We start from the raw sequence: 14,949 nt of genomic DNA, 5'->3' as shown, positions 1-14,949 counted from the left end.
CTTCCCCTGCCCCATGTCGGCAGTGTATGAAGACCGCCCATGACGCGTTTCGTATTCATCACCGGCGGTGTGGTATCTTCTCTCGGCAAGGGCATCGCTTCAGCGGCCCTCGCTGCTCTCCTCCAGGCGCGCGGATACAAGGTCCGCATGCGCAAACTGGACCCCTATCTCAACGTGGATCCGGGCACCATGAGCCCGTACCAGCACGGTGAGGTGTTCATTACCGATGACGGGGCCGAAACCGACCTCGATCTCGGGCACTATGAACGCTTCACGGGCGTCCATGCGTCACGTGCGGACAACACCACGACGGGACGGATCTATTCGGATGTGATCGCCCGCGAACGCCGCGGCGACTATCTGGGCGGGACCGTACAGGTCATCCCGCACATCACGGATGCTATCAAGGACGTCGTGGTCACGGGTACCGACGACTATGATTTCGTCCTCGTGGAAATCGGCGGTACGGTCGGCGACATCGAGAGCCTGCCCTTCCTCGAAGCCATCCGTCAGCTGCGCAATGATCTCGGCCACGCCCAGACCATGTGCGTGCACCTGACCCTCCTGCCCTATATCCCGGCAGCCGGCGAACTCAAGACGAAGCCGACGCAGCATTCCGTCAAGGAACTGCAGAACGTTGGTATCCAGCCGCAGATGCTGCTGTGCCGCTCGGACCGTCCCATTCCGGATAACGAGCGCCGGAAGATCGCCAACTTCTGCAACGTCCGTCCGGAAGCCGTCATCGCGGCGCTCGACGTGGACACGATCTATGCCTGCCCCATTTCCTATCACAATGAGGGAATGGATCAGGAAGTCTTGCGCTATTTTGACCTGCCCTATGACAGCAAGCCGGACCTCTCGCGCTGGGAAAAGATCGTCCATGCGATTCGCGAACCCGAAGGCGAAGTCCGCGTGGCCATCGTCGGCAAGTACACGGCTCTGCTCGACAGCTACAAGTCGCTGGCCGAAGCCCTGCTGCATGGTGGCATCGCCAACCATGTGAAGGTGAAGCTCGACTGGATCGAATCGGAAGAGTTCGAGAAGAACGGCAACATCGCCGAGCGTCTGAAGGATGCGGACGCCATCCTCGTCCCAGGCGGCTTCGGTGAGCGCGGTGCGGAAGGCAAGATCCAGGCTGTCCGCTATGCCCGTGAGCACAATATCCCGTTCCTGGGTATCTGCTTCGGCATGCAGATGGCCGTGATCGAATGTGCCCGTTCGCTGGCGGGTCTGCCCAAGGCCTCGTCCACCGAGTTTGGTCCTACGGACGAGCCGCTGGTTGGCCTGATGACCGAATGGGCCCGTGGCAGCGAAATGCTCCGTCGTCGCGAAGGTGGCGATCTGGGCGGTACGATGCGTCTGGGTGCCTACCCGGCCAAACTGGTTCCGGGCTCCCGCGTGGCGGAAATCTACGGCCGCACGGAAATCCGCGAGCGCCATCGTCACCGCTGGGAGGTCAATGCGCACTACAAGGACCGTCTCGAAAAGACGGGCCTGCGCTTCTCCGGCCTGTCTCCTGACGGCGTGCTGCCGGAAGTGGTCGAATACCCGGATCACGCATGGTTCGTGGCCGTGCAGTACCATCCGGAACTGCTCTCCAAGCCTTTCGACCCGCATCCGCTGTTCGCGGGCTTCATCGCCGCGGCCGTCAAGGAGGCTCACCGCAAGTGAGCTTCCGGATCGGAGACCTTACGGTCGGCCAGGATCAGCCCTTCACGCTGATCGCTGGTCCCTGCCAGATCGAATCCCGCGAGCACGCAACGGAAATGGCCGACGCCATTTCCAGCCTGTGCCGTGAGCTGGGAATTGGTCTGATCTACAAAAGCAGCTTCGACAAGGCGAACCGCAGTTCGGTCAACGCTGCGCGTGGTGTGGGCATGGATGCCGGTCTGGATATTCTCGCCAGCATCCGGGAACGATTCGGCGTTCCTGTCCTGACGGACGTCCATACTGCAGAGCAGTGCGCGCCTGCTGCCCAGGCGGTGGATGTTCTTCAGATCCCAGCCTTCCTGTGCCGCCAGACGGATCTGCTACTGGCTGCGGGAAAAACCGGTCGCGCCATCAACATCAAGAAGGGCCAGTTCCTCGCACCGTGGGACATGGCGAATGTTGCGGCGAAGATCGCATCCACAGGCAATGAGCGCATCATGCTCTGCGACCGCGGTACGAGCTTCGGTTACAACACGCTTGTGAGCGACATGCGTGGCCTGCCGGTCATGGCGCAGACCGGTTATCCGGTCGTGTTCGACGCCACACACTCGGTTCAGCAGCCGGGGGGGCTTGGTGCGTCAACGGGTGGGCAGCGTGAATTCGTTGAACCACTGGCCCGCGCTGCCCTGTCCATTGGCGTGGCTGCCGTTTTCATCGAGACGCATCAGGACCCGGACCACGCTCCGAGCGATGGCCCGACCATGGTTCCGCTCAGTGAAATGCATGGTCTCCTGACGCGTCTGAAAGCCTTTGACGCTTTGGCGAAGTCCTTTCTGGTCTAAGTGCCCGACGGGGCCAGAGCCGCCAGAAACAGGCTCAGCACCGCAATAGCCGTCAGCCCTGTGCGAAGCGGCAGATAACCTGGGGGAAGAGCGCCTTTCCTCCAGGCTTCCCGTTCCACGAGGAACGTCCCGACAAAACCGATGATTTCCAGCCCGAAACCGGCACGGACATGCCCCAGTACACCCACGCATAGCGACAGCCATGCCCACAGCGCAGGGCAGACGCCCAGCACGAGACGCTGACGGTCCCGCTGCGATGTGCCGCCAACGGTGATGATGTCCGGCCGTTCCATGGCCAGCCCCCAGTGCACGGCTCCCAGAAATGACAGGATGCAGGCCCCGTACGCCAGCAGAATGATCTTCAGATGTGGCAGCGGCGCGAACAGTCCGGCCAGAAAGATCCACCCGCCAAGCGTCATGAAGGGGATCAGTCCGGCAATGCCGAGCACGAAAACGGGAAAAGGAAGACGCATGTCGTCGTTGACCTCACGGCGTGATTTTGAGACTTGAAATAGCTGTTTCATTCCGAACGGTCACGAGCCACCCCGGTTCACGCATCTCCAGGAGAGCTTCCATTGAGCGCCATCGTTGATATCACCTCCCGCGAAATCCTGGACAGCCGCGGCAATCCCACCGTCGAGGTCGAGGTCGAGCTGTCCTCGGGTGCCCGCGGCCGCGCTGCTGTCCCGTCCGGTGCCTCTACAGGCGCCCATGAAGCCGTGGAGCTGCGCGATGGTGACAAGTCCCGCTACGGAGGCAAGGGCGTCCTGAAGGCCTGCAGCCACGTTGAAAACGACATCCTCGAAGTGCTCCAGGGCGCCGAATCGGAAGATCAGATCGCCATCGACAACGCGATGATCGATCTGGACGGGACCCCTAACAAATCCCGTCTGGGTGCAAATGCCATCCTGGGCGTTTCCCTTGCAGTCGCCAAGGCCACGGCCGAGGAACTGGAGCTGCCGCTGTACCGCTATGTCGGTGGCGCCTATGCCCATCTCCTGCCGGTGCCGATGATGAACATCGTCAATGGCGGCGAGCATGCCGACAATCCGATCGACATCCAGGAATTCATGATCCAGCCAGTCGGTGCTCCGACGGTCGCGGATGCCATCCGTATGGGCTCGGAAATCTTTGCGCGCCTGAAGAAAGGTCTGTCCGAAGCCGGGTACAACACCAATGTCGGCGATGAAGGCGGCTTCGCACCGAACCTGAAGTCTGCTGACGAAGCTCTTGGATTTATTGCAAAATCCGTTGAGGCTGCGGGCTACAAGCTTGGTGAGGATGTGACCTTCGCGCTCGACTGTGCTGCCACGGAGTTCTATGCGGATGGCCGGTACAACCTGAAGGGTGAAGGCAAGGAATTCGATGCTTCGGGCATGATTTCCTACCTTGAGGATCTGGCCAACCGTTACCCGATCGTCTCCATCGAGGACGGTCTGGCGGAAGACGACTGGGAAGGCTGGGCAGAGCTTACGACCCGTCTGGGCAAGAAGCTTCAGCTTGTTGGCGACGATCTGTTCGTAACCAACCCCGAGCGCCTGCGCCGTGGCATCAAGGCCGGCACGGGTAACGCCCTGCTCGTCAAGGTTAACCAGATCGGCACGCTGACCGAGACGCTCGAAGCTGTCGAAACCGCACATAAGGCCGGTTACGCCTGCGTCATGAGCCATCGCTCGGGCGAGACGGAAGATTCCGTGATTGCCGACCTCGCCGTCGCCACGAACTGTGGACAGATCAAGACGGGCTCCCTTTCCCGCTCGGACCGCACGGCGAAGTACAATCAGCTCATCCGGATCGAGCAGCAGCTCGGCAGCGCCGCGCGCTATGCCGGCCGCAGCATTCTCAAGAACTCCTGAGATTGCACAACGGCCTCATGTCCTTCGGGAACGGGGCCGTTTTTTCAGGTCCGGACGTGAAAGATCCTCGCATCCTTCATTGTCTGGTCACGATTGACTGATATAAACTGAAGTAGTCCCTCAGAACGGAGTTCTCACGACGTGACACTGATCCGGCTCATCAAGCGTGGTGTCCGCGCCGTTGCTCCCCCAGCTTTCTTCCTGTCCCTGACGGCTTATTTCGGATGGAACGCCCTTCACGGCGCTCACGGTATTCACGCCTATCAGGAACAGATGCAGCTTCAGAAGGATGCCCTTCAGGCTCGGCAGGATGCCGACGACGAGCAGAATGTCTGGCGTCGGCGTGTCGTTGCTCTCAAGGAAAAGGCGCTGGACGCCGATATGCTGGATGAGCGGGCCCGTGCCACGATGAACCTGACGCGCAGCGGTGATCTGGTTGTCCCTTACGGTCCTCACGACAAGCTGTTCTGAGCAGCGGCTAGGAAATCCGGTTCTGCAGATACAAAAAAAGCGGCCAGAAGGCCGCTTTTTTCATGAAGACTGTCGAAACAGTCTTACTTGATCTTGGCTTCGCGGAACACGACGTGCTTGCGTGCAACCGGGTCGTACTTGCGCACTTCCATCTTTCCCGTAGCGGAACGGGCATTCTTCTTCGTGACGTAGAAGTAGCCGGTTTCGGCGGACGAAACGAGCCGGATCTGAATAACGTTGCTCTTTCCCATGATACCCTCGGGCTTTCGCCATACTGATGCCGCTCGAAGGTGTCGATGCAGCATGTTGATCTCTAGATTGGGCGCACCATGCTGATTTGTGGTCCGCAGGTCAAGGCCCTGACGTATAATTTCGGGGTTTTCCTGCGCTTTCAGGGACTTTCAGCCTGAAGGAATCTTATCAGGCCATCGTGTGAGCCCCTCTCTTTCGCTTGTGAGGCAACAGACAGGAACCTATAAGGAACAAATGCGGGATGGCTTTCATTCTGCACCTTGTTTTCCGACCTGCCTCCGCCGAGGCGCATGGGAGCGCCTGTATGCTGACCCGCAAGCAGCACCAGCTTTTGCTATATATCGACGACCATCTTCGCCGGACGGGCTATTCCCCTTCTTTCGATGAAATGAAGGATGCTCTTGAGCTTCGCTCAAAGTCTGGCATCCATCGGCTGATTTCCGCTCTGGAAGAACGCGGCTTTCTGCGTCGTCACCATCATCGTGCCCGTGCGCTCGAAGTGCTGCGTCTGCCACACATGGGAACCGAGGCACCGGCCGCTACCGGCACGGGGACCGCGTTCGTCCCGGCTGTTCTCAACCAGGGACAGACGGGTCTTGAGGGTGCGTTCTCAGAAGCCAGCGTCGCCAACGACCGCCAGACTGTCAGCATCCCGCTCTATGGACGTATTGCAGCCGGCCTCCCGATCGAGGCCATGCAGGATGACAGCGACCGGATTGACGTGCCGGTCTCGCTTCTGGGTACCGGCGAGCATTATGCCCTGACGGTTGCGGGTGATTCGATGATCGAAGCGGGCATTCTGGATGGTGACATCGCCATCATCCGGCGACGCGAAACTGCGGAAAACGGACAGATCATCGTCGCCCTGATCGACGAGCAGGAAGTGACGCTCAAGAAGCTGCGTCGTCGCGGATCGATGATTGCGCTGGAAGCGGCCAACAGGGACTACGAAACCCGCATCTTCCCGGCGGAGCGCGTCCATATTCAGGGCCGTCTGGTCGCGCTTTTCCGGCAGTACTGAAACCAGGGTTACTGCTGACGGCTTCAGGAGCCGTCAGAAACCCTGTTATTGCGGCGCAGCGGGGGTGCCGCGTACGACTTTCACGCTGCCATCTGGCGCAATCAGCGTGCTCGTGCCGTCACCATTCGGAATGACGATGGTCTTGCTTGGATTCTTGTTCAGGAAACGGGTAGCGCTATCGGGGACCGAGGATGGCAATGTCGGAATGACATGGCTGCGGTCCCGGCTCACACCCTGATGGGTATCGGCGCTTTCGCCGACCGACATGCTCTGCCCCTGCATGAGCTGCTGGCCGGAAGCGCCCAGAGCGCCCTTGCTGCCAATGCCACCCATGAAATTCTCGTCGAGAGCTGCGCCGCCGAAATAGGTTGCCGGGTCTCCGAGGGCATGACTGAACGTGCTGTCGGGGTTTTCGACGTCCTTGAGGGTCGGAAGGGGCTGTGGGGCACCAGGCCAGATATTGCCGCCTTCAGGGAAAATCGGGGTTTCAGCGTATTTCTCGCCACGGGCACGGTGAATATTCTCACTGTCGCCGTGTGGACCATTGGGGTTGTCGAGCGCCGTCCACACCATGGTGTCACGGATATACTTGCCCATGCCTGAACAGCCGCTCAGAGCGAGAGGTAGTGCCAGCAGAGCGGCCTTCCGCATTTCTTACTCCCACAAGGTCAATAAATGACCTTTAGCGGTCCTTGTAACGGAGCGCCAGATGAAGACAGTCAAAGACATCCATAATTCTACCAGAGACTGGTGTCAGAAGCTGATCTTGGATGACTTGCGGGATTGTCCCGCCATGATGCGGGTGAGCCCGGCAGTCAGATAACCCCAGCCGCTGATGACGGTCGGAATGACCGAGAACCAGAGAAGAATTCCGCCGATCAGGGTGGCAGGCAGGAAAGAGAGACCCAGCATTCCTGCCGCCCCGTCCCCACCGATCAGAAACCCGATCGCCACCATCTGGATTCCGGTTTTCCATTTCGCCAGGCGGGTGGAGGGCAGCGTTTCCCGCTGCGAGGCCATGTATTCCCGAAGGCCACTGACCAGGATTTCCCGGACCATGATGATGATCCCGGCATAAAGTGAGAAAACCGGGAGGTGCGTCAGCCCCGCCAGAGCCAGTAGAAGCGACCCTACCAGCAGCTTGTCCGCAATCGGATCCATCATCCGGCCCAGCTCCGAAAGCTGGTGCCAGCGGCGTGCAAGCGCCCCGTCCAGATAGTCCGTGATGCACGCGGCAGTGTAGACCGCGCACGCAATCACGTTTGCAGTCGGCGAATGCACGGAGAGCAGCACGACCAGTACAGGAATGGACGCGATACGCAGCAGTGTCAGGATGTTTGGCAGATCTGTCAGCATCGCAGTCAGTCTAGAACAGTTTCCGTCTCTCCGGTATGCGCCAATATGCCCGTAAAAGATGTATTTTTCGTGTAAATTCCGACGTGTGGCTTAATGGCTGCGATTATCGGCCGATGTCTTCTGGACCCATTCCGGATGAAAATGCCCGTAGATGGCGGTTGCCGTACTCGAGCTGATCCCCGGCGCGTTCTCAAGTTCCTCAAGGCTCGCCTGCCTGACGGATTTCGCCGAGCCGAAATGGTTGAGCAGGGCTTTTTTCCGCGCCGCCCCGATTCCCGGAACGTGATCCAGCTCCGAACTGCGCAGTCCCTTGGAGCGCCCTGCCCGATGGGTTGTGATGGCGAATCTGTGCGCCTCGTCACGTAACCGCTGCAGGTAATACAGAACCGGATCCCGCGGCGGGAGCTGGAATGGCGGCTTCGTTTCCGTGAAGAACCACTCCCGCCCTGCGTCACGATCCGGTCCCTTGGCGATGGCGACAATCGGGATTCCTGTCACGCCCAGATCCGCCAGAACGGCCCGTACCGCGTTGAACTGCCCGAGGCCGCCATCGATCAGCAGCAGATCCGGCCAGTCTTCCGGTCGCTCCCCGTTTTCAGGGCGGTGTCCGAACCGCCGTTCCATGACTTCCCGCATCATGCCGAAATCATCGCCTGGCGTGACAGGCCCCTTGATGGCGTATTTGCGATAGGCGCGCTTGTTGAACCCTTCCGGGCCGCCCACGACCATCACGCCATAAGGGGCCTGCCCCATGATGTGCGAGTTGTCATAGGTCTCAATCCGCTGGGGGATTTCCGGCAGGCCAAAGACTTCCGCCACACCCTCGAGCAGTTTGCGCTGCCCGGTATTCTCGGCCAGCTTCCGCTCCAGCGCCTCACGCGCATTCAGTGCGGCATGCTCGACAACGTCTTTCTTCTCGCCCCGCTGGGGCCTCAGGATCTCGACCTTCTGCCCCCGGCGGATGCTGAGTGCTTCCTCGACGAGCTTCAGTTCGGGCAGTTCGCAGTTCACAAGAATGGAAGGCGGCGGCGGCTTGTTGTCATAGAACTGGATCATGAACGCCGACAGCACGTCTGCCGCGGTCTCTTCTTCCGCATGGGCCGGGTAGAATGCCCGGTTGCCGTTATTGCGGCTGCCACGGATGAAGAAGACCTGGATGCAGCTCTGACCGGCTTCCTGCCAGATGGTCATGATGTCCGCATCGTTGATCGAGGTCGGGTTGATCGTGCTCGAGCCCTGAATGCTGGCAAAACCCCGGATCCTGTCCCGGATCGACGCGGCCCGCTCGTAGTTCATTTCCTGCGAGGCCTGCTCCATTTCGGCCACCAGACGCTGCTGCAGTTCCGTGCTATGCCCGGAAAGGAACTGCCGCGCCTCGCTGACCAGCTCGGCGTAATCCTCTTTGGAAATCCGGTCCACACAAGGCGCCGAGCAGCGCTTGATCTGGTACAGCAGGCAGGGGCGCGTCCTGCTGTTCAGGACCGCATCCGAGCAGGACCGGAGCAGAAAGCTGCGCTGCACCAGATTCAGCGTCTGATTGACCGCCCAGGCATTCGCGAACGGTCCCCAGTAGGTCGCACCCTTGACCGGTTTGCCACGCTGCTTGGTGATCTGGGGAAACTCATGGCTCTCGGTCAGCATAAGCCACGGATAGCTCTTGTCGTCGCGCAGCAGGATGTTGAAGCGGGGCTTCATCCGCTTGATGTAGTTGGCTTCCAGAAGCAGGGCGTCCGCTTCCGTTCGTGTGATGACGATTTCCATCGATACCGTCATCGACACCATCCGCCGCAGCCGCTCCGGCAACTGGTTGATGCGGGTATAGGACGACACGCGCTTCTTCAGACTCAGCGCCTTGCCGACATACAGAACCTCTCCCTTCTCGCTCAGCATGCGATACACGCCAGGGCTGTAGGGAATGGTCTTCAGGGCCTCACGGATGGCCTCCACGCCCTGCTTTTTTTCCGCAGGAACAAGGGGTTCACCCTGATCGGCAGGATGGTCGGAACTGTGCGGAGGAAGGTCGGTCATTCAGCTTCTTCAGTCATCCACTGAACCTGTGGAAAAGTCTGTGGGCTGCTCCGTGACAGAATCATGAAAGCCCCGGTTTGCCAGACCTGCCATCAGATTGCCCAATTTTTAATCATGTTTTGCAAGTCATTGAAAACACTTGCATCTTGCTTTCCGATCTTTCCCGTCAGCTTCGATCTGCGGGACGGAAAGGAGCGGGAAGCTCCCGAAGAACATCTCTTCCGACCATGGTGGACGAACTGGCTCCCTTTTCGCCGCCCATGATCATGTTCTGTTCTATCGGTCGGTCCCGAAAGCGTGTGAAGACCCCGCTCTCAGGCCTTCTCTGCAGCCCGCTCGGCCGTCTCCAGAAGACGCAGCATGTTACCACCCCAGATGGCAGAAATATCCGCGTCGCTGAATCCTGCCGCCTGAAGCGCGCGGGTCACGTTCGCGGTCTCGGTTGCGTCCTTCCAGCCCGGAATCCCACCCCCGCCATCGAAATCGGACGAGATGCCTACGTGCTCTACCCCGATCCGATCCGCGATGTACGAGACATGCCGCACCAGATCCTCGACCGTACCGCCCCCGCCTTTTTTCAGGAACGATCCCATGGCCGTCACCTGGATCAGCCCGCCTGTCTCTTTCAGGCGGTCAAGCTGCTCGTCATCCAGATTGCGCGGATGATCGCACAGGGCGCGGGCACAGGAATGGCTGGCGAAAACCGGCGTGCTCGAGACTTCGGTGGCCTGCATCATGGTCGACTTCGCTGCATGCGACACATCGACCAGAACACCCGAGCGGTTCATCTGCGCGATCGTCTCACGTCCCAGATCCGACAGTCCGCCATGAAGCGTCTCGTTATCGGCAAGATCCTTGCGCGGAATGGCCGCATCCGCGAGCGCATTATGCCCGTTATGGGTCAGTGTCATGTAGCGCACGCCATACCGGCGGGCGAGTTCCGCAATACGCTCCGGACGGCCTCCCAGACCATGCCCGTTCTCGATCGCCGGAATGATGGCGAGGTCGCCTGCCTTGTAGGCGGCCCGCACATCCGCAGCTGTGCGGCAGACATGTGCGCCCTGACCGCCCTGCCGTCCTTCAAGTCCGGCAATCACGTCCAGCATGCCCTGGACCCGCTCCCAACCTTCAGCGTGTCCTGCTTCGTCACGGGGGCCCTGTGGAATATACGCAGCCAGGCACACGGCCCGCAGACCGCCCTTGCGAGTCTTGGGGACATTCACCTGCCGGGGCGTTTCTTCCGCCCAGGCATCCTGCCGGTCCGGCCAGGGAATATCGATATGGGAATCAAGCGTCAGGAGCGTGTCGTGCAGATCAGTCATGGTTCGTTCTAGATCGGACGGGAACGCCTTGTGTGCAAGAGGGTGCTTGTCAAAACGCCCGATCCGGTCGATCCAGTTTGCATGCGTCTCATCACCTGGAACATCAATTCCCTTCGACTCAGACTGCCTCTGCTGAAGCAGATCGTCGAACAGGAAAACCCGGACATCGTCTGTCTACAGGAAACGAAAGTCCCGGATCCCCTCTTCCCCGCTCAGGCCTTGGCCGAAATGGGACTGCCCCATCAGATCTATAAAGGCATGAAGGGCTATAACGGTGTGGCGATCCTGTCGCGATACGAACTGCAGAGCGTAGACGGCACACCGGACTGGTGTACCCGATCCGACTGCCGGCATGTCGCTGCCAGCATTGCGACACCGGCTGGCCCGATCCTGCTGCACGATTTCTATGTGCCAGCTGGCGGGGACATCCCGGATCCCGAAGAAAACGAGAAATTCGCCCACAAGCTGGCCTTTGTGGACGAGGCAACCAGCTGGTTCACCAGCACACCGCCTGCCCGCAGCATTTTGGTTGGCGATCTCAACATCGCGCCGCTGGAACATGACGTCTGGAGCCACAAACAGCTCCTGAAGATCGTCAGCCATACGCCCCCCGAGATCGAACGTCTCAAGGCGTGGATGGCAACGGGATTTCAGGATGCCATGCGGACGATCACGCCGGAGCCGGAAAAGCTCTATACGTGGTGGTCATACCGCAACAGGGACTGGAAGAAGTCCAACCGTGGACGGCGGCTGGATCATGTCTGGATGACGCCCGATCTTATGCCGGGTCTGCGTAATGTCCGGGTCCTGCAGGACGTGCGGGACTGGGCCAGTCCCTCCGATCACGTTCCGGTCGTGCTGGATTTTGATCCGGCCTGACCCGTCACCCGCCCTGTCAGCCTTCAGGCTGACAGGCTGTCGGAGCCGATGACACCACGGCCTTCCGGATCGAGACGATAGCCGCCCCCTTCCGTAATCAGCAGCGAGGTACGAGCCGGATCGGGTTCGATCTTCTGGCGCAGACGGTAGATATGCGTCTCAAGCGTGTGGGTGGTGACGGCGGCGTTGTAGCCCCACACCTCGTTCAGGAGAACCTGACGGGCCACCGGGCGCTGACCTGCGCGGTAAAGATATTTCAGGATCGCCGCTTCCTTCTCCGTCAGACGGATCCGGCGGTTGCGGGCGGTTTCAACCAGCAGCTTGGCGGACGGACGGAAGGCATACGGACCGATCTCGAAAACGGCGTCCTCGCTGTTCTCGAAAATCCGCAGCTGGGCGCGCAGACGGGCGAGAAGCTCACCGATCCGGAAAGGCTTGGCAACGTAATCGTTGGCACCCGCATCCAGACCGCGCACAACGTCGTGCTCGTCATCGGAGCCGGTCAGGATGATGATCGGCATGCGGACGCCTTCGCGTCGCAGTTCGGCGCAGAAATCGCGCCCGTCACCATCGGGGAGAGTGATATCCAGCAGCATGGCGTCATAACGGGCGCCAGGCTTGGCGAGAAGTTCGCGCGCCGCGGCAACGGACGTCGCCTCAACGGCTTCCAGTTCGCCACCGTGCTGAAGCTGCTCCGCCAGAAGACGACGCAGCGTATCATCATCGTCAACAACCAGAATGGGGCGTGGACCTGCCATAATAACCTGTCTCGTTCTATCGCGACGGAAGAAAAGTCACATCCGCAGAGATCGGCGTTCGTAACTCGCGCATCCGGACTTACCATTCCCGCTACGGGGGAAGAAAGCAGCATGCTCTCGGGGCAGACTATGGCAAGTACAGCCGCAAAAGGAAACAGCATTATGGCTAAAGCTATTTTGAAAACCGCTGGAGACCGCGCTTTTCTTCACTTCCAGGGCAAAATCATTCCGGCTTTGACGGGGAGGCGCGGTCTGTCTCTTGACAAGGTCGAGGGCGATCTGTGCACCCCCGTGGGGGAACTACCGATCCGGCGTGTCCTCTACCGCGCAGACCGGACATCGCGCCCCGTCTGCGGTGCGGAACTGCCGGTTGAACCGATCGCTCCCAATGACGGCTGGTGCGATGATCCGGCTCATCCCGACTACAACCGTGCCGTCTCCCTGCCCCACCTCGCTTCCTGCGAGACTCTCTGGCGCCAGGACCATGTTTACGATCTCTGTATTGTGATGGGCTGGAACGACGCGCCAGCCGAGTCGGGACGCGGCTCGGCCATTTTCCTGCACCTTCCGCCCGCCAGCGGTTACACGGAAGGCTGCATCGCCGTGGAGGAAAAGGAGCTTCGCGCGCTCCTGCGGGACGGCCTCTCCCACATCACCGTGGAAAAACCGTCCTGAACTGCTCTTATTCTGCCGCCGGCGGGACCATGGAGACCATGTAATCCCCCGGCTGTGGCACGGCTTTGTCATTGTCTTCGGCCGACCGGATCAGGATGTTTCCGTCACGCCGCACGACAAGAATGTCGAGCCTGTTCTCATCCGTCCCGAAAGTCGGCGCGCTTTCTTCCGTGGCTTCCACTGCCACGAAGCGCCACCCCTGTTCGAACAGCGTATCGAACAGGGTGTAATTCCAGGCGGGTTCACCCAGAACCTTGCCCCGCGCATCGCGTGAGAGGCCGTGATAGAAATCCAGCCGCGCCACGCCAGGGCTGATCTGATAGACGCGCTGCCGCCCCATGGTCGGGGCCAGATGTCCACACACCATCCCGTTATAGATGCCGTCACCCGTCGTCGCGATCAGATAGTCCGCAGGGCGTTCCTCAAAGGATTCCTGTCCGTGCTGGGACAGGAGTTCCGCCCGCAGGACGGGAATATCCTGCCGTGTCGCCGGCATAAGCGCACTGGAGCGGTTGTCTACCAGAAGCACAGGCACTCCAGCCCTGCGCAGGCAGGACGCAAAATTGATGGACCACGGGCTTGCCCCCAAAATCGCAATCGCCGGATCGTTGGACAGCGTAAGTTTCAGCATCCGAGCGATCGGCCCGAGCGAAAATCCATGCAGGATCATCGTGACCGCAATCACGGCGAACACCGCCGGCATGATGAGATCGGCGGACTGATAGCCCGCTTCCTTGAGGCTGATCCCCGCCTCACCGGCCACAGCCGCCGCCACGATACCGCGTGGCGCGATCCAGCCGACAAACAGCTTTTCCTTCCAGGGCATGCTCGTCCCCAGCGTGGACAGGAAAATGCCCAGTGGCCTCACGACGAACAGGACCACGACCGTCAGCGCAAAAATCGGAATGGAAAGTCGGGCCAGAACATCGCGGTGCAGATCGGCCGTCAGCATGATGAACAGTACGGACACGACCAGAACCACGAGTGATTCCTTCATGCGTCGCAGTTCCGTGACGCCAGGGATCTGAAGATTCGCCAGAGCCATGCCGAAGATCGTGACCGCCATCAGCCCCGCGCCGCCCATCTCCAGATTGCACAGCGAAAAGATCACCAGCGCCATCGAGATCAGCATTGGGGTTTTGAGGATTTCCGGCATCAGATCGCGCGTGAAGAGATAGCGGATCAGATAGGCCGGCAGGATGCCTGCTGACAGCGAAACGGCAATTGCACCCAGCAGATCCGGCAGCGTATGCGTGAAGAACACATCCGCATGAACGTCCACATGCAGCATCATGAGCTGAAGCACGACAGCCGCCAAAATCGCGCCCAGAGGATCGTTGACGATGGCTTCCCAGCGCAGGAACGCCGCCACGCGCGGCTGAAGCTTGGCACTGCGCAGTAGCGGCAGAACCACCGTTGGCCCCGTCACGACGACGATCGCCCCGAACAGCATGGAGGTGCCCCACTCCAGATGCGCCACATAATGTGCCGCCAGGGAGCCCAGAACCCAGTTGATCGGCAGTGCAAGCATCGTCAGGCGTGCAACGCCTTCCCCGGCCTCGCGCAACTGGCGGAAATCCAGCGCCATGCCGCCTTCGAACACCACGAGCGCCACGAGCAGCGACACGAGAGGCCGGAACATCCAACCCATCGTCTCCGATGGATGAAGAATACCCAGCCCGGGCCCGAAGATCAGACCAAGCGAAAACAGAAGGACAATAGCCGGAAGCCGGAATCGCCAGGCGACCCACTGGGCCAGCATCCCCGCTCCGAAAGTCGAGGCAATGCCGATAAGAATGTCATATTGCATGGATGTTCGGGACGGGCTCCGCGTTATGG

General features: G+C 60.3%; 15 protein-coding genes. 7 read left to right on the top strand and 8 right to left on the bottom strand.

The features are described from left to right. Nucleotides 1–39: 39 nt before the first annotated feature. Together GLS_RS12295 and kdsA are read left to right on the top strand one after the other, a co-directional pair. A complete protein-coding gene (locus GLS_RS12295) occupies nt 40–1,671 on the top strand; it encodes a CTP synthase (RefSeq protein WP_011253785.1) in 1,632 nt (543 codons plus the stop codon). Next, nucleotides 1,668–2,492: a 3-deoxy-8-phosphooctulonate synthase gene (gene kdsA, locus GLS_RS12290; protein ID WP_041112438.1), complete on the top strand. Its 825-nt coding sequence runs from the start codon at nt 1,668–1,670 to the stop codon at nt 2,490–2,492. Before GLS_RS12295 ends, kdsA begins: the two co-directional genes overlap by 4 nt. Here kdsA and GLS_RS12285 read toward each other — a convergent pair. Then, entirely contained in the window at nt 2,489–2,965 is a 477-nt protein-coding gene (locus GLS_RS12285; RefSeq protein WP_024716898.1) for a DUF3429 domain-containing protein, read from the bottom strand. The two genes, kdsA and GLS_RS12285, sit on opposite strands and share 4 nt — an antisense overlap. Nucleotides 2,966–3,067: 102 nt before the next feature. Between GLS_RS12285 and eno the strand changes: the two genes are divergently transcribed. Then, nucleotides 3,068–4,348 (top strand): phosphopyruvate hydratase, encoded by a 1,281-nt coding sequence (gene eno / locus GLS_RS12280; RefSeq protein ID WP_011253782.1) that lies wholly within the window; start codon nt 3,068–3,070, stop codon nt 4,346–4,348. Between the two features lie 141 nt (nt 4,349–4,489). Beyond that, the gene (locus GLS_RS12275) at nt 4,490–4,819 is read left to right on the top strand and encodes an FtsB family cell division protein (RefSeq protein ID WP_041112437.1); all 330 of its coding nucleotides are present in this window, start codon (nt 4,490–4,492) and stop codon (nt 4,817–4,819) included. An 83-nt stretch (nt 4,820–4,902) separates the two neighbouring features. Here GLS_RS12275 and rpmG read toward each other — a convergent pair whose 3' ends face one another. Next, entirely contained in the window at nt 4,903–5,070 is a 168-nt protein-coding gene (gene rpmG / locus GLS_RS12270; protein ID WP_011253780.1) for a 50S ribosomal protein L33, read from the bottom strand. Nucleotides 5,071–5,375: 305 nt separating this feature from the next. Here rpmG and lexA point away from each other — a divergent pair, with 305 nt between their 5' ends. Continuing rightward, nucleotides 5,376–6,092 carry a transcriptional repressor LexA gene (gene lexA / locus GLS_RS12265; protein WP_024716897.1) on the top strand — a complete coding sequence of 239 codons (717 nt, stop codon included), beginning with the start codon at nt 5,376–5,378 and terminating at the stop codon, nt 6,090–6,092. Between the two features lie 45 nt (nt 6,093–6,137). On the opposite strand, the gene GLS_RS12260 is transcribed toward lexA, so the two are convergent. The 4 genes from GLS_RS12260 to GLS_RS12245 form a co-directional block, all read right to left on the bottom strand. Beyond that, nucleotides 6,138–6,743, bottom strand: coding sequence for a hypothetical protein (locus tag GLS_RS12260; protein WP_041112436.1), 606 nt, complete (start codon nt 6,741–6,743; stop codon nt 6,138–6,140). A 102-nt stretch (nt 6,744–6,845) separates the two neighbouring features. Continuing rightward, nucleotides 6,846–7,448, bottom strand: coding sequence for a CDP-diacylglycerol--glycerol-3-phosphate 3-phosphatidyltransferase (gene pgsA / locus GLS_RS12255; RefSeq protein ID WP_041112435.1), 603 nt, complete (start codon nt 7,446–7,448; stop codon nt 6,846–6,848). A 90-nt stretch (nt 7,449–7,538) separates the two neighbouring features. After that, nucleotides 7,539–9,476 (bottom strand): excinuclease ABC subunit UvrC, encoded by a 1,938-nt coding sequence (gene uvrC / locus GLS_RS12250; RefSeq protein ID WP_041112434.1) that lies wholly within the window; start codon nt 9,474–9,476, stop codon nt 7,539–7,541. Nucleotides 9,477–9,790: 314 nt separating this feature from the next. Further along, complete coding sequence (locus GLS_RS12245) at nt 9,791–10,798, bottom strand: dipeptidase (protein WP_041112433.1); 1,008 nt, start codon at nt 10,796–10,798, stop codon at nt 9,791–9,793. An 81-nt stretch (nt 10,799–10,879) separates the two neighbouring features. Between GLS_RS12245 and GLS_RS12240 the strand changes: the two genes are divergently transcribed. After that, nucleotides 10,880–11,677 carry an exodeoxyribonuclease III gene (locus GLS_RS12240; protein ID WP_052327672.1) on the top strand — a complete coding sequence of 266 codons (798 nt, stop codon included), beginning with the start codon at nt 10,880–10,882 and terminating at the stop codon, nt 11,675–11,677. A 23-nt stretch (nt 11,678–11,700) separates the two neighbouring features. Here the strand turns inward: GLS_RS12240 and GLS_RS12235 are convergent, their stop codons facing one another. Further along, on the bottom strand, nt 11,701–12,435 hold the full coding sequence (locus GLS_RS12235) for a response regulator transcription factor (RefSeq protein ID WP_041112431.1): 735 nt from the start codon (nt 12,433–12,435) through the stop codon (nt 11,701–11,703). 162 nt (nt 12,436–12,597) lie between these two features. On the opposite strand from GLS_RS12235, the gene GLS_RS12230 reads away from it, so the two are divergent. After that, nucleotides 12,598–13,110, top strand: coding sequence for a L,D-transpeptidase family protein (locus GLS_RS12230; RefSeq protein WP_041112430.1), 513 nt, complete (start codon nt 12,598–12,600; stop codon nt 13,108–13,110). A gap of 7 nt (nt 13,111–13,117) precedes the next feature. Here GLS_RS12230 and GLS_RS12225 read toward each other — a convergent pair whose 3' ends face one another. Further along, the gene (locus tag GLS_RS12225; protein ID WP_041112429.1) at nt 13,118–14,920 is read right to left on the bottom strand and encodes a cation:proton antiporter; all 1,803 of its coding nucleotides are present in this window, start codon (nt 14,918–14,920) and stop codon (nt 13,118–13,120) included. Nucleotides 14,921–14,949 lie beyond the last annotated feature (29 nt).

This window comes from Gluconobacter oxydans DSM 3504 (genome assembly GCF_000583855.1).
Lineage (GTDB): Bacteria > Pseudomonadota > Alphaproteobacteria > Acetobacterales > Acetobacteraceae > Gluconobacter > Gluconobacter oxydans.
Note: the sequence above shows the minus strand (reverse complement) of the source record. Positions and strands in the feature narration are given on the sequence as shown.